Source organism: Variovorax sp. (assembly GCF_965279555.1).
GTDB lineage: Bacteria > Pseudomonadota > Gammaproteobacteria > Burkholderiales > Burkholderiaceae_C > Variovorax.
Window position 1 is genome coordinate 4898106 of sequence record NZ_OZ257247.1, and the last position, 20855, is coordinate 4918960.

The 20855-nt window shown below is 68.4% G+C and carries 15 protein-coding genes; 3 read left to right on the forward strand and 12 right to left on the reverse strand.

Annotated features, from left to right (window positions below; all coding sequences use genetic code 11):
- Positions 1 to 16: 16 nt before the first annotated feature.
- From ACQY8B_RS22930 to tssJ, 6 genes are all read right to left on the reverse strand, one after another.
- Positions 17 to 1957, reverse strand: coding sequence for a serine/threonine protein kinase (locus ACQY8B_RS22930; RefSeq protein ID WP_422088817.1), 1941 nt, complete (start codon positions 1955 to 1957; stop codon positions 17 to 19).
- A gap of 31 nt (positions 1958 to 1988) precedes the next feature.
- Entirely contained in the window at positions 1989 to 2702 is a 714-nt protein-coding gene (gene tagF, locus ACQY8B_RS22935; RefSeq protein ID WP_422088818.1) for a type VI secretion system-associated protein TagF, read from the reverse strand.
- Positions 2703 to 2832: 130 nt separating this feature from the next.
- Positions 2833 to 6501 (reverse strand): type VI secretion system membrane subunit TssM, encoded by a 3669-nt coding sequence (tssM, locus tag ACQY8B_RS22940; protein ID WP_422088819.1) that lies wholly within the window; start codon positions 6499 to 6501, stop codon positions 2833 to 2835.
- Complete coding sequence (locus tag ACQY8B_RS22945; protein ID WP_422088820.1) at positions 6501 to 7868, reverse strand: DotU family type VI secretion system protein; 1368 nt, start codon at positions 7866 to 7868, stop codon at positions 6501 to 6503. Before ACQY8B_RS22945 ends, tssM begins: the two co-directional genes overlap by 1 nt.
- A gap of 8 nt (positions 7869 to 7876) precedes the next feature.
- The gene (gene tssK, locus ACQY8B_RS22950) at positions 7877 to 9172 is read right to left on the reverse strand and encodes a type VI secretion system baseplate subunit TssK (RefSeq protein WP_422088821.1); all 1296 of its coding nucleotides are present in this window, start codon (positions 9170 to 9172) and stop codon (positions 7877 to 7879) included.
- 244 nt (positions 9173 to 9416) lie between these two features.
- Entirely contained in the window at positions 9417 to 9995 is a 579-nt protein-coding gene (gene tssJ, locus ACQY8B_RS22955; RefSeq protein ID WP_428744987.1) for a type VI secretion system lipoprotein TssJ, read from the reverse strand.
- 105 nt (positions 9996 to 10100) lie between these two features.
- Between tssJ and ACQY8B_RS22960 the strand changes: the two genes are divergently transcribed.
- From ACQY8B_RS22960 to ACQY8B_RS22970, 3 genes are all read left to right on the forward strand, one after another.
- Positions 10101 to 10469 (forward strand): TssQ family T6SS-associated lipoprotein, encoded by a 369-nt coding sequence (locus ACQY8B_RS22960; protein ID WP_422088823.1) that lies wholly within the window; start codon positions 10101 to 10103, stop codon positions 10467 to 10469.
- A gap of 64 nt (positions 10470 to 10533) precedes the next feature.
- Positions 10534 to 12453: a type VI secretion system-associated FHA domain protein TagH gene (gene tagH / locus ACQY8B_RS22965; protein WP_422088824.1), complete on the forward strand. Its 1920-nt coding sequence runs from the start codon at positions 10534 to 10536 to the stop codon at positions 12451 to 12453.
- Positions 12446 to 13312 carry a PP2C family protein-serine/threonine phosphatase gene (locus tag ACQY8B_RS22970; RefSeq protein ID WP_422088825.1) on the forward strand — a complete coding sequence of 289 codons (867 nt, stop codon included), beginning with the start codon at positions 12446 to 12448 and terminating at the stop codon, positions 13310 to 13312. The genes tagH and ACQY8B_RS22970 overlap by 8 nt, the downstream gene beginning before the upstream one ends.
- On the opposite strand, the gene ACQY8B_RS22975 is transcribed toward ACQY8B_RS22970, so the two are convergent.
- From ACQY8B_RS22975 to ACQY8B_RS23000, 6 genes are all read right to left on the reverse strand, one after another.
- Complete coding sequence (locus tag ACQY8B_RS22975; protein ID WP_081268122.1) at positions 13287 to 13667, reverse strand: DUF4150 domain-containing protein; 381 nt, start codon at positions 13665 to 13667, stop codon at positions 13287 to 13289. The two genes, ACQY8B_RS22970 and ACQY8B_RS22975, sit on opposite strands and share 26 nt — an antisense overlap.
- A gap of 17 nt (positions 13668 to 13684) precedes the next feature.
- Positions 13685 to 14341, reverse strand: a complete 657-nt coding sequence (locus ACQY8B_RS22980; protein WP_422088826.1) for a DUF3540 domain-containing protein — start codon at positions 14339 to 14341, stop codon at positions 13685 to 13687.
- Between the two features lie 64 nt (positions 14342 to 14405).
- The gene (locus ACQY8B_RS22985) at positions 14406 to 15476 is read right to left on the reverse strand and encodes a pentapeptide repeat-containing protein (protein ID WP_422088827.1); all 1071 of its coding nucleotides are present in this window, start codon (positions 15474 to 15476) and stop codon (positions 14406 to 14408) included.
- Positions 15473 to 18076 (reverse strand): DUF2169 domain-containing protein, encoded by a 2604-nt coding sequence (locus ACQY8B_RS22990; RefSeq protein ID WP_422088828.1) that lies wholly within the window; start codon positions 18074 to 18076, stop codon positions 15473 to 15475. The genes ACQY8B_RS22985 and ACQY8B_RS22990 overlap by 4 nt, the downstream gene beginning before the upstream one ends.
- Positions 18073 to 18468, reverse strand: coding sequence for a hypothetical protein (locus tag ACQY8B_RS22995; protein WP_422088829.1), 396 nt, complete (start codon positions 18466 to 18468; stop codon positions 18073 to 18075). The genes ACQY8B_RS22990 and ACQY8B_RS22995 overlap by 4 nt, the downstream gene beginning before the upstream one ends.
- Positions 18469 to 18475: 7 nt before the next feature.
- On the reverse strand, positions 18476 to 20842 hold the full coding sequence (locus ACQY8B_RS23000; RefSeq protein WP_422088830.1) for a type VI secretion system Vgr family protein: 2367 nt from the start codon (positions 20840 to 20842) through the stop codon (positions 18476 to 18478).
- Positions 20843 to 20855: the final 13 nt, after the last annotated feature.

A 20855-nucleotide genomic window follows, 5' to 3' on the forward strand; every position in this document is an offset into this window, starting at 1 on the left:
ACGCAGCTGCAGCCTCCTACTTGAACTCGTGGCTCACCACAGGCGCCGACTTGCTGTCCTGCACAGTCACCCGTTGCCGATACACCTCGAGCTCGCCGTTGCGCACCTCGATGTTGTAGATGCCGGGCCGCAGCGGCAGCGACTTGAGCGGCGGGCTCACGCCGCGGTCGGCGCCGTCGACGAATACCTGGCCCCACGGGCGGATGTTGAGCACCACGCGGCCCATGCCCGGTGCGGTGGCGGTCGCGTCGGGTGCGACCGCCACCGCGGGTGGCGACAGCCGGTTCAGCTCGGCGATGGCGTTGCGCGCGTCGCGGGCGTGCAGCCCGCGGCGGTAGCGGCGCAGGTAAGCCTCGTAGCCTTCGCGCGTGTTCTCGGCCTGGGCCAGGCTCCAGTCTTCCGCCTCGGCGGTCGCGAGCGCTGAATCGGCTGGCGTCGTGGTCGGCGGATTGACCGGCACGTTCTCGATGGGGGTCAGCGGTGTACCGGCCGGCGTTGCAGGCGCGGCAGCCGGCGCACTGGCGACCGTTGTGCCGGCACTGCCGCCAACAACGGCAGGGGCAGTGGTCGGGCCGGCATCGGTGACAGGCGCGGTGGCTGGTGGCGTACCGGATGCAGCACCCGCATCGGTGGCCGGCGGCGGCATCACAGCAGGGGGCGACGTGTTGCTCGACATCGGCCCAGCCGGCGGCGGCACCGGCACCATCGCGGTCGAGGTCTGCTGCTGCTTCATGCCCGAAGTCAGGCGCAGGCCGATCCAGCCACCCACGGCCACGAGCGCGATGAACAGCACACCCACCATGACCCAGGGCGGACGGCGCGATGCGGCCTTCCGCGCCTTCGTCTTCTTCACGGCGGGGGCCGGGGCCGGCGCCTCCACGGCAGCCACCGGCACGGGCTCCAGCGGCACCGGCGCCGACATCGGCGAGAACTGCTGCGGCACCAGCGGCGGAGGCGGCGGCGTCGCCGACACGGGTGCCGCGGGAATGATCACCGCCGGCACGCCCATGCCGCTCACATAAATGTCGCCCAGCTTCACCAGCCCCAGCTCCGCGGCGAAGGTAGCCACGGTCTGCGTGCGGTCCTTGCTGTGCACGGCCAGCGTGTGGTCGACGGCGGCGCAGAAGCCCGGGCTCAGGTCGTCGCGGCCCATCGAAGACAACGGCACATAGGCATCCTGCACGCTGCGCACCACGGCCGAGGGCGGCGGATGGCCGGTCACGGCACGGTAGAGCACGGCGCCCAGCGCGTACAGGTCGGTCCAGGGCCCCTGCAGCAGGGTGTTGTCGTCGGCGTACTGCTCGATGGGCGAGTAACCCGACTTCACCATCACCGCCACCTCGTCGACCAGGTCGGCGATCGACTTGCGCGCCGCGCCGAAGTCGAGCAGCACCGGCAGGTCATCGGGCTGGATGAAGATGTTGTCGGGCGCGATGTCGCGGTGAAAGCACTGGCTGCGATGCAGCGTTTCGAGCGCGCCCAGCAGCGGCCCCAGCATGCCGAGCAGCCAGGCCTCGTTGATGCGGCCGGGCTCGTCCTCGGCGAGGCGCCGCAGGGTGCGGCCCTTGTAGAGCTGGATCGCCATGTAGGCGGTCGAGTTGGCCTCCCAGAAGCGATGCACGCGCACCAGCGCGGGATGGCTGAACTGCGCGAGGGTGCGCGCCTCGTTGATGAAGCTGCGCAGCCCTGCCTGGAAGGTGGCCGTGAGGCGCTCGGAGCGCACGAGCACGCTGTCGTCGCCCACGCGGCGCGCGAGCATCGACGGCATGTATTCCTTGATGGCCACTTCGCGCTGCAGCGAATGGTCGTACGCGCGGTAGACGATGCCGAAGCCGCCCTCGCCGATCACCTCGAGCAGTTCGAATTCATCGAGCCGGTGGCCCAGCTCCAGCGGATGCGGGCGTTCGTCGGTTGGCGTGTCGGCCGCAGTGCCTGCGGTGCCGTGCGTGGTGCTCATGCGTCTTCTCCTCCCTCGGGATGTCGGCTTTTCATGCCCATGGCACATGCCCCTGCGAAAACAACTTGGAAAACAGCGGTGTGTTGAGCCCGCCGCCATGGGCCGCGGTGCGCAACGGCGAACCGTCGGCCTGGTTGGTCCACCAGTAGCTGGTGCTGCCGGACGGGTCGAAGCACAGTGGAAGCTCCGGCCAGCCGAGCCGCTGCTGGGCGCTCGCGCCACCCGCTGTAGGCCCGAGGATCGAGAGAATGTCGTCCGAGCCGCCGCTGGCGGTCTGGAAGCCGGCACGGCCAGCGGCCAGCACCTGGCTGTCGAACTGGTCCGGCGCCACGCCGTGGCGTATGGCCTGCAGCAGCGCGCTGCCGCATTGCCAGTACCAGGCGGCCGAGCCCTCTAGCACCGACGGCCGGTAGTTGCGCGCGGCCACCTGCAGGGTGACGCACACCGGGTAGTAGCGGCCCACGCGGTCGCAGCTCGGCGCGATACAGCCGAACTGCACTGCATCGACGCCCTGCGTGGCGGGTATCGCGAAGTTCCACACCGGCGCCACCGCGTAGTGCCGCGTCATGGCGTCGGGCCAGCGCTTGAAGCTGCCCAGGCCGTTCTGCATCCAGCGATCCCACCAGGCCTGCAGTTCGTGCGGCATGCGGCGGTAGAGAAAGTCGCCGGCGGCGGGCAGCTTGCCGTACCAGCCGATCTGTTCGTCGACGGGCACCCAGGCCTGCGGGGGAATGCTGCTGTTCATTGCGTATGCCTCCCGACAACCTCGCGGCATATGCCAGGAACACCACGGAACCGGCTTTGCCGGGCCGCTGGTGTTGCCCCCTGCAAGGGGGGAGGAGAAGCGACACGAAGTGCGCGAAGCCTGGGGGTGTTCATGATTTCCCGGGGCACGAGAAGCTGGTCATCTGCGGCAACCGCAGCGGGTTGTAGACGCTGTTGGCCGTCACCGCCAGCACCACCTTCTTGCCTTGCAGGTCGAAGGTCGCGTTGAAGGATTCGGGCGAGCTGCCCGACGAGATCGATGCCTTGTCGAACAGGCGGTGCAGCGCCCACGGCCCTTCGGTCACGATGCCGCCGGCGGGCGTGCCGTTGGCCGTGGTCACCTGCAGGCGCACCTGGTTGCTGTTGCGCGGGCCCGGCCACTTGACGGTGCTGGGCGCCTGCGGGCCATGTGCATAGCGCACCGTCTGGCCGTCGACGTCGAGCGTGAACTGCGTGAGAGCGGCGTCCATGTCCTCGGGCCGGATGTCGAGCGTGAACGACGGCGTGCGCCCGCCCGCCATGCCCGAGAAGAACACGTCGCGGATCGCCTGCGCCTTCTGGAACGAATCGAGGTAGGCCGAACGCCCCGCCGCGCTGCCGTCCACGCCGCGCTTGAAGGCCCATGGGTTGACCGAGGTGTCGACCTGGGTGATGAGGTTCTTCTGGAAGAAGTCGTCCATCATCCCGCCCGGTGCGAACAGCTGCGCGAAGTCGCCCGAGGCCACGTCGCGGTTGGAGCCGCGCGTGAACGGGTAGCGCCCCGCGATGGCCTGGTTGCAGAACGAGCCGATGCTGGCCGCCGCGCTCTGCCCGATGTTCTGCCGCGTCACCGCCGCCGCCTTCGACGACGCGGTGGCCGACAGGTCGTTCAGCATGCCCTGGAACGGCACCGGCAGGCGTCCCGCTTCTGCCTGCACCTTGGTGACGGCGTCGCTCGACGGCGGGATGTTGCCGCTGCGCAGCGCGGTGTCGGTGGCGGTGAGGAAGGTGTAGAGCTCGTTGATGAGCGCGGCGGTCGCGTCGATGGGGGCCTGCCCGCCCTGCTTGGGCGCGGTCACCATGCGGCGCAGCGGTTCGAAGTGGTTGTCCACCAGCGACTCGGGCCGGTCCACCTGCGCATTGCGGCGCTGGCTGCCATCGGGCTGGCCGATGAGTTGCTCGATGCGCTCGCGCGTGCTGGCCACGCGGTTCTGCGCCTGGTCGAGCAGGCCGCGCGCAGCCTCGTCGTGGTTGCGCAGCAGGTCGGTCTCGCGCGCCGCGCCGCGGATGATGCGCGACATCGGCGACTCCGAGGTCGAGAGCACACGCGTCATCTGGATGCTCTGCAGCAGCGAGCGGCTGTCGGCCAGCCGGATGTCGGTAAGGTACTCGTCCCACACCCGGATGTAGTCGGTGAGATAGAGCCGGCGCACTTCGCGCAGCAGCAGCTCGCGCGAGGTGATGTCGGCAATGCCCGGCGCGCGGATCTGCAGCACCCAGCGGTCTTCCTGCTCTAGCGACAGCGTGGTCTCGGCCATGCGCTTGTCGAAGATGTCCCAGTAGCCGCGGTAGGTGAAGAGCGTGGGAATGCCGTCGGTCAGCGGCTTCCCGCTCGCACGGCGGATCACCAGCGCCGACTCGGCCCCGCCCGCCTCCGCGATGGTGAAGGCGTTGGGCGGGCTGGTCTGCAGCAGGATGCGCCGCAGCCGTGCATAGGAGCGCTGGGCCAGCGGCACGCCGGCCAGGCGCTCGCGAGTCTGGGTGACGAGGCGCTCGTCCTTCGCGAAGGGCGAGGTCAGCACACGGCCCGCGAACAGCGCCTTCAGGTGCGACTCGAGGTTGGTGCGCTGCTCGCGCGTGAGCGACGCGCCGATCTTGCGGTCCACGTCGCTCAGCAGCCAGGCCTGCAGGAAATCGGCGTCGTAACGCTCGGCGTCGAACAGCATGAGATAGGCCTTGAGCGCCTCGTAGCTGTATTCGGCGTCGTTCTTCGAGGCTTCGCGCAGAGACTGCTCCACGCGCTGCGCGGCCTGCGGCAGCAGAACGGTTTCCAGCGCGCGTTGATAGACGCCGTCGGTCGCGGCCTGCAGCTTCTCGCCCTGGTAGAGGCCGAAGCGGTATGACAGCGGCGGATCGCCGACGTCGAAGTGGCTCGACTTCGGCAGGTCGCGCAACCGGTCGAGGATCAGCAGCGAACTCGCGATGTCGCCGCCCGAATCGACCACCGTCGGCAGCTCGCCGCGCGCCGCCGCCTTGTTGAAGGCCTTGGCATTGCCGTCGACCTCGGCCACGTAGTCCTTGTTGTTGCGCCAGCTGTTCACGCATGCGCCCAGCAGCAGCACCAGCAGCACGCCGATCAGGCTGTAGCCCGCGATGTCGATGGCGCGCTTGCGCCGGTACCAGCGCAGGTTGGTGCCGGCCACGCCCGCGTCGCGGAAGATCACCTGCTGCAGCAGTTCCTTCAGGAAGTAGCTCTTGCCCGGGCCCGGCGGCGGCGCGGGCGGCGCGTTGACCTGCAGGTAGCGCTTGATGGCGCCCATCACGCGGTCGAAGGCCGTGCCTTCCTGCGTGCCGCTGGTGAAGTAAACGCCGCGCAGCATCGACGCGGCCTCGAACTTCGACGGATTGAACACGTCGGCCAGGAAGGTGCCGAGGATGTCCTCGAAGCTCGCGAACTGCTGCGGCAGCAGGTAGGCCTGCGCGCGCCGCATCGGGTCGGGCTCGGCGGCCAGCAGTTCGGGCAGGCGTTCGTCGAGCCGCTGGTGCAGCAGCCTGTATTCCTGGTGGAAGCGCTCGCGCAGGTCGCCGCCTTTCAGCGGGGCAGCGCCCTTGCCGGCCTTCGCGCTCTTGTTTGCGGCATTGCCTTCGATGGGGAAGGTGAAGCCCCACACCTGCTGGCGCTCGGCACGGCCCAGCGAGCCGAAGTATTCGTTGAAGCCCGCCAGCAGGTCGGTCTTGGTGACCAGCACGTAGACCGGGAAGTCGATGCCCAGGTCGTTGCGCAGCTCCAGCAGCCGCTTGCGCAGTGCCATTGCGTGGCGCGCGCGCTGTGCGTCGTCGGCCAGCGGCAGGTCGGCGATGCTGATGGTGAGGATCGCGCCGTTGATGGGCTGGCGCGGGCGGAACTTCTTCAGCAGTTCGAGGAAGCCCTTCCACTCGCTCTCGTCGGTCTCGCGGTTGCTCTCGTGCGTGGTGTAGCGCCCGGCGGTGTCGATGAGCACCGCCTCGTTGGTGAACCACCAGTCGCAGTTGCGCGTGCCGCCGATGCCACGCACCGCGGCCTTGCCGAGCTGGTCGGCCAGCGGAAAGTCGAGGTCGGAGTTGACCAGCGCCGTGGTCTTGCCCGAGCCCGGCGCGCCGATGAAGATGTACCAGGGCAGCTGGTACAGGTACTGCCGGTCGAACACCGAGAAGCGGCTCGCGGGCTTGCCGTCTGCCCCCTGCCCGAAGCGCATGTTCTTGAGGATGGCCGTGGCGTCGGTGAAGCCGCTCTGCAGCTCCTTGATCTCGGGCGCATCCTCGGGCTTGGCCTCCTTCTCCTTCTTGGAAGGCGTGCGCAGCTGGTTCAGCAACTGCGCATTGAGGCGGCGCTCGCGCCACTTGCGGTACACCAGCCGCGCGAGCCAGACCACGAACATCAGCGCGATGAAGGCGATGCGCACGATCTCGTCTTCGAGCGGACGGTAGCGGCCCACCGCGATCGCGGGGCCGATGATCCAGATCAGGAACGCGAGCGCGATCAGCCCCAGGAAGACCCAGAGATCGCGGCTGATGAGAAAACGGAAGATGGCGCGCAGCATCAGCGAGCTCCTCCCGGCTGTTGTGATGCAGGCGCGGGCACGCCGGCCACCGGCGCCACCAGCAGCGTGACCTCGACGCGGCGGTTGCGCGCGCGGTTGGCCGGCGAGTCGTTGGGCGCGATGGGGTCGGCGTCACCCCGGCCTTCGGCGCGCAGGCGCTCGGGCTTCGAAAGGCGCGTGGCGATCATCTTCTTCACCGCGTCGGCGCGGGCCTGCGAGAGTTGCCAGTTGGACGGAAAGCGCACGCTGCGGATCGGCTGGTCGTCGCTGAAGCCGCTGACCAGCACGTTGCCTTCGACGGCATTGAGCGCATCGGCCACGCGCGCGAGCACCGGGGCGTAGCGGTCGAGCACACGGTCGGAGCCCGATGCGAACAGGCCGTCGCCGCGCAGCACCACCACGCTGCGGTCGGCCTCGTCGCGCACGGTCAGCAGGCCGTCGCGGATTTCGGGTTCCAGGAAGCGCTGCAGGCGTGGCGTGGGCGCGGGCATGACCACGGCGCGCGCGGTCTGCGGCAGCCGTACCGCATTGACGGCCGCGAAGGCGCCGTCGGAAGTGCCCGCCAGGTTGAACGTGAGCAGCGCGAACGCGACGAGCAGCAACACCGCCGCCACCGCCCCCACGGCCCAGACCGGCAGCCAGTTGCGCGTGCGGCGCACCGGCGCGCTCGCGTCCTGCCAGTGCGGCGACAGCGGCACCGCGATTTCGCCGCGCGTCTGCCGGATGATCTGCAGCAGCCGCTGCTTGAGCGTCTCCAACTGCGAGCGACCGTTGTCGATGACGCGGAAGCGCCCCTCGAAGCCCAGGGCCAGGCAGAAGTAGATGAGCTCGATCAGGTGCAGGTGCTGCTGCGGGTTCTGCACCAGCCGCGACAGCAGCTGGAAGAATTTCTCGCCGCCCCAGGTCTCGTTGTGGAACATCACCAGCAGGCTCTGCGACGACCAGATGCTGCCGCCCCACGGCGTGAGCGCGGCGGCCTCGTCCACCGCCGTGCACAGGCAGTAGCGCGCGCCGATGATCACCTCGGGCGCGATGCCCGCCTGCTGGGCGCGTGTCTCGAAGCGGCGCACTTCGTCGACCAGGTGTTCGCGCAACTGTGCCGGCGCAGGGTGATGGCCGGTCGCGCGGATCTGCGGGATCAGGTCGAGCAGCGGATTGGCCGCCGCCACCAGCGGGTTGTTGCCCGCGAGCGCCGTGTCGCCCGCATGCGGACGACGCGCGTCATGCCATGCGGTGAAGGACTCGGGCTGCGCGCCCATTCCGCGTTGCGCCGCGGGCATGCCGCCCTCGTCAGCAACTCCGCCGCCACCTGGGTTGGGCGGCACGAAGCCTCCCGCGCCGACGGCCATGTCGTTCACACCGTTCATAGAGTCCCTCACGGACGGATGGCCCAGAACTCCATGGCCAGCCCGGGAAAGTCACCGGCCAGGTGCATTGCCACGCCGCCCGACTTCTCGAGCTGGCGCCACATGTCGCCGCTCTTGTCGAGTTCGAAGTAGTGGTAGCCCGCGTTGTACGGAATCTGCCGCGGCGCCACCGGCAGCGGACGCACCGTCACGCCCGGCAGTTGCAACTGCACGAGGTCGCGGATGCGCTCGACCGAGCCGATCTTCACCTGCGTGGGGAAGCGCTGCTGGATGGCGTCGGCCGGCAGGTCGGCATGCACCGCGAGCACGAAGCCCGCGTTGCGCACCAGCACCGGGTCGGGCATGCGGCCCACGCGCACGCCGTGGCTGCGCTCCTCGAGCTCGATGGCGATCGCGCTCTGCTCGAGCACGGCCGACAGCGAACGCCGCAGCTCTTCCATCAAAGGACGAATGCTTTCGTTGAGGTTGTCGTGGTCGTACACAGGCCACAGCACCGGGCGACGCGTGGGCGAAGTGTGCGTGGCCAGGTGGCAGGCCAGCTTGAGCCAGTCGATGAACAGCTGCTCGGGGTGCACCTGCACCGCCTGCTGCGCATGCCACGTGAGCGCGAGATAGCGATTGACCAGCTCCAGCAGCAGGAAGTCGGACACCTCGCTCACGCCGCCGCGCCCCGGCTGCGACAGCCGCGAGGCCAGTGCTTCGGAGCGCTGCGTGAGCAGGCCGTGCAGCTCCGCGATCATGCTGCGCAGCATGGTGTGCGCGGAAGCATCGAGCACCGGCGGAATGTAGTTGGCGTCGATCACCAGCTTGTGGTCGGTGCGGCGCTCGATCACGCGCACCGCGCCGATGGCCTGCCACTCGGCGGTGAGCGAAGACGCGCGCGCAAGGCGCAGGCGTGGCGCGGCAAGCTGCAGCACCGCGGGGCCCAGCGCGACTGCGTTGCCGTCGTTCACCTCGCGCTCGATCACGCCGAAGCGCGCGGCCGAACCTTCGTCTTCCGAGAAGATGACCTCTTCGCTTCCTGGCCTGCGCAGCGGCAGCGCGAGCACGATGAGCTCATCGGTCAGGTCATTGGGCACTTCATAAGGCAGCGGCGCGTCTTCGGCACCGAATGAAAACGGCGTTCCATCGGGCAGCACGCCTGCGCCGCCGAGCAGCGACACGCGGCCGAGCGCATAGGCATCGCGATCTATCTCGAGATGCAGCCAACCCCAATAAGCGCCTTGCAGGCCGGCAGTGCGACGCGTCACGTATTGCTCGACGTAACGCTCCAGCTGCTGGAAATGCTGTGGCCGCAGGTACATGCCTTCGGACCACACCACCCTATTCGCCAACGCCTGCGGATGAGCGCCGTTTCTTCCAGCGCCCTGATTGCGAACTGTCACCAAAGAACCTCCTGGGAGTGCTCACATGGAAGCGGAAGGCGCATGCACGGACGCCCTCCCATCGAACGATTTTTTTGCTCCGATGCTACACGGCGCGTCTTACGATTTGCACCGCATTTCGAGCGCGAATTTCTCGCACTTTCGTACTAGGGAGTACAGAAAATTAACGACTTGGTAGCACCTCGATGCCACTCTTGCGGACCACGACCTGCACAGCCTGTTCGCTCGGAGAGAACTGCCAAACCTTGTACAGGTTTGTTTGCTTTGGCTCCTTGAGCGGCAGCACGATGCGCCAGCGCGCGGCTTCCAGCTTGCGATAGCCCGCGATGATGCCGATGGCGCGTGAATCGAGACCCGCCTCGCGTTTGAAGACACGCTCTTCGCCGCTGCGCATGATGGCCTGGTCGGCGTTCACGAGTTCCGCAGCCAGCGTCTCGCGGTCGCGATCCTGTAGTGCAAAGTAGTCTGCTGTCTCGAAGTTACCGGAAGATTTCAGCTCGAAGACCTTCACCAGGATGGGTGCGGCCTGGCCGCGTCCGTCGGGGTTCACGCCGTCGTCGATGCGCACTGTGACGGCATAGGGCGTGGGCAAGGACTTGGCTGTGGAAGCGCATCCACTGAGGCCCGCCAACAACGGTGTGGATGCAAGTGCGCCTTGCAGCAGGCTTCGTCGATGCATTGAGATCTCCCCGGCTGGTTCGCGGCCTATATTATCGAAGTCATGCGCATCCACGAAGCGCATCGCGTCGTTGTCGCAACACTGCGGCACACTGCCTCAAACATTGCTTTCGCAAAGTAGGAGAGAAGATTGAAGTCATGTCTGCCTGCTCTGGCGTTCACACTTTGCGTGATAACGGGTTGCACGACCCCGCCGCCGCCCGAGCCCGCACCGCAACCCGAGCGCCTGAGCCAGCAGGTTGCGCGCACGACCCTCGAGCGCGCGCAACAGACCTATGACGAAGGCGACTACGCCAAGGCCATCAGCACGCTCAAGAGCGGAGGCGTGTCGGTGTTCGAAGGCGCGGAGCCTGCCACGCGCCTCGACGCGATGAAGCTCGAAGCCTTCAGCTACTGCGTGGCCAACCAGGTGCCCGAGTGCCGCGCGCAGTTCCGCAAGATCCTCGACGCCTTCCCGAGCTTCGACCTCAACGTGGCCGAGCGCAAGCACCCCGTGTGGGGCCCGGCCTTCGAAGCCGCGAAGCGAATGAAGCGTTGACCGGCTACGCCGGTCCCCGCGCCCTGCGCACCTTGCGCGGGCGCCACAAGAACATGGAGATGCCATGCGTTGGACGGTGATCGAACATGCCGGCAAGCCGGTGGCCTCGGGCCCCTCGGCACTGCTGGCCGCACCCGGAGGAACGATCGGGCGCAGCCCCGACAACCACCTCGTGCTGCCCGACGAGCAGCGACAGATCTCGCGCCTGCAAGCCACCGTGCGCTTCGACGAAGACGGCGCGGCGGTGCTTCGCAACATGAGCGCGGTGCTGCCCATCAGCGTCAACGGGCAGACGCTGGTGCATGAGCAGGAAGCGCGCGTGGCCGATGGCGACCGCGTGGCGATCGGCAGCTACGTGCTGGAGGCCGCGAGCGCGCTGTGCGCCGCGCCGGCCGTGGTGGCTGCGCCGCCACCGCCTTCTCCTCCGATGCCGGCGCCACAGCCGTTCGCGCAAGCGCCGGTTTCGTCCGCGCCCATCGACGCCTTGCTGCCGGCTTCTTCAGGCTCCGACGTGTTCTCCGACCTGTTCGGCGAAGGCGCGCTGCCCATCGGCGATACGCAGCCCACCGTGGCAATGCCGCCGCCGATGCCCCGCGCGCCCGTGCAGCCGCCACCTCCTTCGCCTGCTGTTCAAGTGCATGCGCCGGTACCGCCTCCGCCACCCATGCCCGTGCAGGTACCGCCGAAGGCAGCCCCGGCCTCGTCGCAGATTCCTTCCGCCGAAGATTGGGACGCCATCCTCGCGAATGCGCCGCGCCGCATCGACAGCACGCCCGCGCCCATGCCAGACCCGATGGCGCACGAGCCCTTCGAGCTGCCGTCGCAGGCGCGCCGCAACCCGGTCGATCCGCTCGCGGAAATGAACCCGCAGGCGGCCCACGACATGTCCGGCATCGCGCTCAGGCGCGGGGTCGATCCGCTGTCTTTCTTCGCGGCCGACGACAGCGCGCATTCGCCGCTGTCCGACCCGCGCCCGACCGCGCTGACGCAACACGACGCAGGGCTGCCCGGCGACGTGCATCCCGCGCTCGACCTGCTGCAGAACAACAAGCCGGCCGCGCCGGGGTACAGCCATTCGAACCATGCGCGAGAGGTGACGGCGCAGTTCCGTCCGCCGTTGCCGGTGGCGCCCGTGCCGGCGCCGCCTACTGCGCCTGCGCCGGCACCTGCCGTCGCCGTGGAGAAGATCGACCAGGCGCCTCCGCCTCCGCCTCCGCCTCCGCCTCCGCCACCCCCACCACCACCCCCTCCTCCTCCGCCGCCCGCGCCACCACCAGTGGTCGCCGCACCGGTCACGCCAGCTGCCGCCATCTCGCCGCCGCCTGCAGCCGTTACCGCGCCATCACCGCAGCTCATTGCGCCCACCACCGACCCGTCGTCGTCCGAAGCCCTCTTCAAGGCTTTCCTCGAAGGCGCGGGCGTGCCCGAGATCGCCGGCCAGCAACCGCTCGACATCGAAGCCATGCAGCGCCTGGGTCGCATCATGCGGGCGTTCACCGACGGCACCATCGAGCTGCTGTCCTCGCGCGCCATGCTCAAGCGAGAGGTCCGCGCCGAGATCACGATGATCGTGGACGAGGAGAACAACCCGTTCAAGATCCTGCCCAATGGCCGCGCGGTGCTGATGCAGATGTTCGGCGCGCGCATGCCCGGCTTCCTGCCGCCCGAGGCCGCCGTGCACGACGCGCTCGGCGACCTGCAGTCCCACCAGCTCGGCATGGTCGCCGGCATGCGTGCAGCGCTGCTCACGCTGCTGCAGCGCTTCGACCCCGCGGCGCTCAGCCGCGACACGCCGAACGACGGCGGCATCGGCGAGAAGCTGCTGCCCGGCGGCCGCGAGGCGCGCCTGTGGCGCCAGCTGCAGGCGCTGCACGCCGAGACCACGTCGGCCGTCGAGGACGACTTCCAGGCCGTCTTCGGCCGCGCCTTCCAGCAGGCCTACGACAAGGAAATGGAACGACTGAAGGAGGCGCGCCGTGGTTGAAGCCGCCCGCTTTTCCTCGTCGTCCTTCGCCGTGCCGATCTCGACCTCGCAGTTCTCCTGCGTGGGCGAGCGCAGCGGCAACCAGGACGCCATCGGCTACCACCTCGACGAGCGCAACGGCTGCTTCGTGGTGAGCGACGGCGTGGGCGGCAACGCCGGCGGCGAGCTGGCTTCGCGCATCGCGGTCGACACCGCGCTCGACACCTTCGTCGACGACCCGTCGCTGGCCGCCGACAACATCCAGCGCTGCGTGAAGGCGGCCAACGACGCCATCCTCGCCAAGCAGCGCGAACTCGCCGACCAGAGCCGCATGAGCGCGACCTTCGTGTCGCTGTTCGTCGACCGTGCGAGCAACCAGGCCTGCTGGGCCCACGTGGGCGACAGCCGCCTCTACTGGTTCCGCCGCGGCGCGCTGATGCAGCGCACCGAAGACCACAGCCTGTCGGAACGCTCGGGCGACGCCGCCGCGAGCCAGCACCACGGCGGCGAGCGCCTGGTGAAGACCAATCTGCTGTATCGAGCCCTCGGCGCGCGCGCCACGGCCGAGGCCACCATCACCGCGACGCAGCGCCTGGCCGACGGCGACGCGTTCCTGTTGTGCACCGACGGGCTCTGGCAGCTGATCTCCCAGCAGGTGATGGAGCGCTCGCTGCAGTTGGCCGACAGCGCGGAAGAATGGCTCGCGCTGCTGCGCCGCGCGGCCGAGGCCAAGGCGGACGAGACGCAGGACAACTACTCGGCGCTGGCCGTGTGGGTGGGGTTTCCGCAGCAGGTGACGCTGGCGGGGGCCGCGACCACAACGGCCACGGCAACCAGAACACCGCCGGTGGAGTTCAGGCCGCCAGTATCAACACCTTGAACTGGCTCGGCACCAGCCGCAGGCCGACGATGTTGCATCGGTTCTGCGTGGTGATGCTGGTCATGCGCGTGGCCGGAGTTCCCTTGAGCAGCATCGTGAAAGCGCCGGTGATGTGGCGCGCCTGCTGCATGAAGGTCTGGGAGATCATGCCGCCGAGCGCGCCGGGCTGATCGCCCAGCGTGATCGGGATGAAGGTCGCCATGTTGTGGGCGGGCATGCCCATGTACAGGATGTTCCAGGCGTTCGGGATGGCCATGAAGCCCATGCCGAAGTTCGGGAAGGGAAAGGGAACGGGTGTTCTGCAGACATCGGGAATCGCGAAGTCCATGCCCATGAGCTGGCAGTTTCCGAACATGCGGGTCTCCTTCGTCTTCAGCCCATGTGGATCTGCGCGGCGTCGACCTTCACCAGGTCCTGGCCGGTCACCACCGTGTGTTGCCCGTGCAGGCGCACCGTGCCCGTGGCCTCTTGGTCGAGATGGCCCACGCGCGCGCGGTCGGTCTCGTCCACCAGCCGCAGCGCATTGCGCGCCATCTGCACGACGCGGTCGGCCACGCTCTCGAACACCTTGCCTACCAGCCGCAGATGACCGATCGTCGCATCGGCGGCTTCGCTGGTCAGGCGCGAGTGCGCGAATCGCGCTTCGGCGCGCTCGGCCCGCATTTGCAGCATGGCGGTGCCGTGCAGACGCAAGTCGGCATCGCTCTCGATCGACACATTGCCGCCCCGCGTCGTGGCCAGCGTCAGGTCGCCGGCGGCCTCGATGCGGCTGGCCGATGGATCAGCCTGTTCGATCACGGCAATCAGGTACACGCGCAGCCGGTCGGGGCCGCTGAGCATCACCGTGTCGCCGGTGCGGGGCACGAGCAGGCAGCTGGCCGCCCGGCGGCAGGCCCAGGTGGTACCTGCTTCGTCCTCCACGAGGATGCGGCCATCGGCGCGAAAGCCGGCCAAGCGGCCGATGAAGTGGACCGGCTCCTGTGCTTGCGCACGAGAGGGCGGCTCTGCATGAAGTGCGACGACGTTCATGGCGTTTTCTTCCTTTCTTTCAGTGCTTGCGTTGCTTGCATGGGGTTCCCGCGCTCGCCTTGCATCATCCCGGGGCCTGCCGGCCGCCGCGCGTGTCGGACCAGGACTGCGCCTTGTGCAGTTCCACGTCCTGTTCGATGAGACCGCCGCGCCCCGAGAAATGCGCCCCCTCCTGCAGCGCGCGATGCATGCGCGTGCGCAGGAACTGCGCGCCCCGAAGGTCTGCCCGCGTCAGGTCGGCATGGGAGAAATCTGCATCCTGCAGTGCGGCGCGCGCAAAAGTCGCGCCGGCGCAACGCGCTCGGTGCCACACGCTCAGCGCGAAGGATGCATCGCTGAAATCCGCGCCCTCGGCCTTTGCATCGGCCCAGATCGACTGGTCGAAGCGCCCGCCAGTGAACACCGCGCCCGCCAGCTGCGCCTGCGGGAACAGCGTGGCGCAGGCGTTCGCACCCGCAAATCGCGCCGCGTTCAGCGTTGCGCCCTTGAAGTTGCTCTGAGTCAGTACCGCGTCGCTGAAGTCCACCTCGTCCATCCGGCTGTCGGTGAACTGGCACAGCACCAGCTCCTGGGCCGCAAAGCGCATCCCGCGCAGGTCGCACTCCATGAAGGTCGTGCTCTCGCAACGCGCACCGGCAAGCACCACGCCGCGCAGGTTCGCGCGCAGGAAGGTCGCGAAGGTGAGCGACGCCCCGGTGCAGTCCAGCCCGTCGATCTCGCATTCGCCGAAGGTCACGCGGTCGAACTGGCGCGTGCGCATGCGGGTGCCGTGCATGCGGCACTTGAAGAAGGACACGCGCTCCAGGTGCGCGTCGTCGAACGCGGCATCGTCGAGCGCGCACTCCATGAACGCGACGTCCTGCACGAATGCATGGTCGATCCGCGCGGCTTCGAGCCGGCTGCGAAAAAGCCGCGCGTCCTTCAGCCGCGCATGGCGAAGGTCCGCCTGCGCGAATGTGCAGTTCGACAGGGTGGCGTCCTCCAGGCTGGCGTGCGCGAGAAGCGAGCCGCTGAAGTCCACGCGCTCGAACACCGCGCCCGACAGGTCGAGCCCGCTCAGGTCCCAGCCCTTGCAGTCCAGGTTCGTCAAAGTCACTCCATGTCGGATCTTGTCCAGCAGCTCGTCGCGCGTCATCTATCTTCAGGTACGGCGCGCCGGGCCGGCAGCACCTTGGCATGGTGGGTATAGGCGCCGTCCAGGCGCGTCGTGCCGTCGATGAAGGCCTGCGACACGTCGGCACGGAACAGGTTGGCATCGTGCAGGTCGGCCAGCCGCAGGTCGGATTTCGACAGGTTGCTGTCGATGAAATTCGCGCCCGCCAGCGAGGCACCCGTGAAGTCGGTGCGGATGAACAGGCTCTCGCCGCCGGCCAGCCGGTCGAGCTTCGCGCCGCGCAGGTCGCAACCCGAGAAATCACAGCCTTCGAGCTGCACGCCGCGCAGGTCGGCACCGGCCAGGTTCACGCCGCGCAGGCCGCAGTGCCTGAGCACCGCGTCGCGCAGCACCGCGCCAGCCAGCGAGCTGCGGTGCCCGAAGCTGCTCGACACCAGCGTAGCGCCGGTGAAGTCGAGCCCTTCATGCCCGGCCAATGTGGTGAAGCCGCAGCTATCGAGCGAGGCGCGCGCGAACGACACGCCAGCCAGCGTGCACTCGATCCAGCCCATCTGGCGGAACGACGCTTGCTCGAACGACACGTCCTCGAAGCGCATCTTGATCATGGCCACCTGCAGCCAGCGGGACTTCCGCAGGTCGCACTGCTGCCAGATGCTTTCGTGCACATGGGTCTGCTCGAACACGGCCGAGCCCATGGCGCAGGCGCGGAACACGGTCTTGCTGCAGTTCGCATGGCGCAGGCTGGCACGGCTGAAGTCGGCGCCGTCGCACAGGGCCGCGCCCAGGTTGGCGTGATCGAACCTGCAGTCGGAGAGCACCGCGCGCTCCAGCCGCGCGCGCGCCAGCACCGCCTGCGTGAAGTTGCAACCCGCCAGCCGCGCGCCCTGCAGGTTGGCGTCTCCGAGGTTGGCGCCGCTGAAGTCGGCTCCGCTCAGGTCCATGCCCGACAGGTCGGCGCCGATCAGGTTCATGCGCGCGAAGTTGCGGCGGCCGGCTTCGGCGCGGCCCAGGCGCCGCCGCAGCTTGGCGGTGCGAAAGCTCGATGCGGGTGGGGCGGCATCGAGCAAGTGCGCGGTGTACAGGTGCCCCTGCCGGATCTGCGCGGCCATGCGCTCGCGCGCCTTCGCGGCATCTGCCCTGGCGCCGGCCTGTGCTTCGGGCGGGAGCCTGTGGACCTGCTCGTCGAAAGCTTCAAGCCGGGCGAGTTCCGCGATCACCTTGTCGGGGTCGAAGCGGTTGCGCTGCGGCGGACCAGGTGGCGGGCTGCCGTCGTGCCGCGACGCGGCAATGGCCTGCTCGCTGCGCGTCCTGAGGTCCTCGCGCGTGCGGGCGATCTCCGCTTCCATGCGTTCGCTGTACTCGGGCAAGTCGTCGAGCGTGAGGGATCCTTCGATCTTCACCGGCTCCGGCAGCAGCTTGTCGGGGTCCAGGCCCTCGCGCAGCAGCCGGGCGCGCTCCTGTTCGTGCGCGCGCAACTGGCCGGCGCGCTGGTTGCGAACCGAAGGCTTGGCGGCAGCGTCCGGCAGCCGGTCGCCGGCCCAGGCGCCCATCACGGCCCTGGGCACGAGGTCGCTGTCGCGCACCGCATGCACGGCGGACTTGGGATCCAGGCGCAGCTGCAGCACCGACTGGTAGTGCGCGAGCGGCCTGGCCTCGCTTTCCAGTTCGAGCGCCGGCATGATGTGCTTCATGTCGGCGGCGTCGTCTTCCGCAATGGCGAAGCTGCCGTGCCAGATCAGGATCGCGCGCCGGCGATGCGGAAAGAACCACGCCGTGCTCAGGCGCAGCGGCGTTTCCTGCAGTTCGCTGCCATCAGCGTGCCGGCTTGCGAAACAGCGTGTGCGCCAGCGCGGCAGCGCACCGCGCAGCACCGGCTCGTCCGGATGCATGTTCCAGATCTCGTAGGGCGCACCGGCGGGCAGCTCCGGCATGCCGGGCCAGCGCTGGTCGGGCGGCGCGGCGTTGAAGTAGCGCCAGTCCATGTCGTCAGCGGGGCCGGGGTACTGTGTCTGGAGCCATTGCTGGTCGTAGGAGCGGCCGAGCAGTTGCGCCCGCTGCGGCCAGTCGGGCGGAATCGCGCCCAGGCTCGCGGGCCGCACGGCGCGCCCGGGCGCCGACATCCGGGCATCGGGCGACTCCACGTTCGGCAACCGGCGCGTGCGCACGCCGTTGACGATCTCGTCGGCGCTGCCGATGCCCTGCGGGTTCTGCGGCACCGACGCGCCGCCGTACGCATGCGCCCAGTCCAGCGGCATGCTGTCGAAGGGCTGGGGCGGCGTGATGCGGCCGTCGAGCCAATAGCGATCGCCGGACACATGAAGGCGCTTCTCGCTGCCGGCCACGACCATCTTCACCGCGCACATCGTCCTGTCGGCCTGGTGGGCGGTGTAAGCATGGCCGCTGGCGAGCCACTCTGGTTCGTGCTTGGGCATGCCCAGGTCGAGCACGTTGCCGGGGCCGATGTCCTCGGCCGCCAACTGCCAGAGCTCCTGCTCGGGCATCAGCCTGGGATCGTCCTCCAGGCTCACCAGCCCCAGCACCGCCACGCCGAGCATGTCGTTGCCGCGCCAGCGCTGCGGCCGCGTGAGGACGCTCAGGCGGAACGGCTTGACGGTCTTCATTGACGGGGCTGGTCGATCGCCACGTGATGCGTTGCCGGATCGACCTTCACCTTGACGATCTGCCCCGGTGCGAACTGCGGCAGCCTGACCGGGCTCAGCGGCACGTCGATGCTCGTCTCGAAGCCCGGTACCGCGCCTGCCGCGTCGACCTGCAGCCGCAGGTGCGTGATGATGAAGATGCGGTCGACGCGGGTGCCGGTGTCGTTCGCGTCCAGCACCCGCGCGGTGGTCGGCAGGCCGACGCGCAGCACATGCTGGCTACGCCCCGCGCCGGAGACCGCGTCGTTCGACATGCGCTGCAATTTCATGATGCCGACCGCACCGCCGACGAACACCGCCAGAACCGCTGCCGGAATGAGGATGAACAGGTACCAGTAGTCGCCGGCGCTCATGATGGCATCAGGCGAAGCCCGTCAGCAGCTTGAAGTACAGCGCCACTTCGCCCATCTCGATGTCGTAGCCCTTGTTGGCGGTCTGCGCCAGCGTCTGCGTGGTCGCATAGAGGCCGAAGGCATAGCCGAAGCCGAAGAATTCCAGCCGTGCGCCGTTGGTCGAGACCTGCACGAGGTTGTTGAAGTTGGCCAGGCCGCTGCTGCTGGTGGCGATGGCGTTGAAGTTGACGTTGATGCCTGTGTTGGACAGGCGCACCGGCGCGGAATCCCAATGCAGCTCGCGGCTGATCTTCTTCACCCAGTTGGCTTCCAGCGTCATGTCGCCGGACGCGGTGATGACCACGTCGCCGCCCGTGGACTTGATGGTGACGGTCTTGGCTTCGCCGTCGTAGGCGTCGCTCACCGTGGACTTGTGGGTGCCGGTGATCGTCTCGGTCAGCCCGGCCTTGAGCGTGTCGGTGGACGCCCCCGTCACCTCGCGCGTCCAGGTCGACTTGAAGGTGTCCTCACGCGCATCGTCGACCGTGACGCTCGAAGGCCCGTGCACGGTCTCGCTGCGCACGCCGTTGATGACGACAGTCTCGTACGCGGTGACCGTATCCAGCCGGCCCGCGACCACCGTGCGGATCTCGTTGGCGAGCACGGTGTCCACGCGCGGACCGTTGATGGTCTCGGTCTGCAGGCCGTTGACGGTCTGCGTCTGCGGCCCGTTGATGGTGATGGTCTGCGGCCCGTTGACCTCCAGCGTGTCGGGGCCGTTGACGGTCGCGTCGCGCAGCGTGTTGTCCGTGAGCACGTCGGGGCCTTCGATCACCGTGGTGCGGGAGCCGCCGGTGTCGTGCGTCTCGTCGGCTTCGACCGACACGTCCAGGTTGCGCTCGGCATGCAGCGCCACGAACTCGGCGCCCATCCTGTCCTCGAACACCAGCGAATTCGCCGTGGCCGGCGAGCCGCCCTGCGTGGAGCGCGTGACGAAGCCGCTCTTGGTGTCCTCGCCCGGCAGATCGAAGGGCGGCATGTGGCGCGGGTTGTACACGCGCCCCGTGATGATCGGCCGGTCGGCAAGGCCGCCGATGAAATCGACGATCACCTCCTGCCCGATGCGCGGCGTGAACACCGCGCCGAAACCGTCGCCCGCGAAGACCTGCGACACGCGCACGAAGCACGAGCAGTTCTCGTTGCGCCGCCCGCTGCGGTCCCAGCGGAACTGCACCTTCACGCGGCCGTACTGGTCGGTCCAGATCTCCTTGCCCTCGGGCCCCACCACCACAGCCGTCTGCGGGCCGCTCGTTCGCGGCACGCTCGTGACCCGGGGCGCGCGGTACGGCAGCGAGGTGGGCTGCACCACGAAGCCGAAGCCGTACTCGCCCGGCTCGACGCCCGAGGCGTAGCCGCCCTCGCGCAGCGCATACGTCACCGAAACGATCAGGTACTCGCGGTTGTCGTCCTCGCGGCTCGAACCGCGCATGCTGAACTTGTAGCCCGGCGCCATGCCGCGCACCGTGGCGTGGCCCTCGCTGCGCTCACCCAGGGCCTGCGCCTCCTCGAGCCGCACGCGCGCGTAGTGCTCGCCCTCGCCGGCGTTGGTGAACTCGCCCAGCCATTCGTACATTTCGTAGTCGGCATGGTCATGCGGCTGCGGCTGGGAGCGCACGTTGGTCAGGTCGCTGCCCGGCGTGGTGAAGTTGAAGTCGTCGACCGTGTAGCGGCCGGTGCGTACCTCGCCGGTCACGCGCCAGTCGTCGATCACCTCGACGTCTTCCGTCACGTCGCGGTCCGACGCGAAGTAGTCGATGGTCTCGTAGCCCGGCATCGGCTCGTGCGCGCCGATATCGTCCACCAGCACCAGCGTGTGCTCGTTCTGCTCGTGCTTGAAGTAGTAGTAGATGCCTTCGAGTTCCATGAGCCGGCTCACGAACGCGAAGTCGCTCTCGTTGTACTGCGCGCAATGCTCCCACTGGCGGTAGGAAGCGGTGAGCTTCTTCTCGAAGGCGAAGCTGTAGTCCGCGAACACCTCCTCGAGCATCTCGACAACGGTCTTGTTCTGGAAGATGCGATAGCCGCTCGTGCGCGTCAGATACCAGAGCCAGGGGCGCACGATGGCGCGATAGACGGTATGGCGCGAGGTGCGGCCCTCGCGCCCGATCATCGAGAAGCGCACCACCTGCCCGCAAAGAAATCGCGGTGCCCCGGCCGTCTTGATTTCCAGGGAAAGCGGCTTGCCCAGCACCGACTGCAGGTCGATCGAAGCGCTCGGGCTCAGCAGGTCGACCTCAAACTCGAAGAGCCGCGACAGGCCTTCGGTGCCGTTCATCGAACGGAACATGAGCTGGTCTTCCGCGAGCGGGGTGTGGGCGATGACGATACGGTCCATGGCTGCTCCCTTT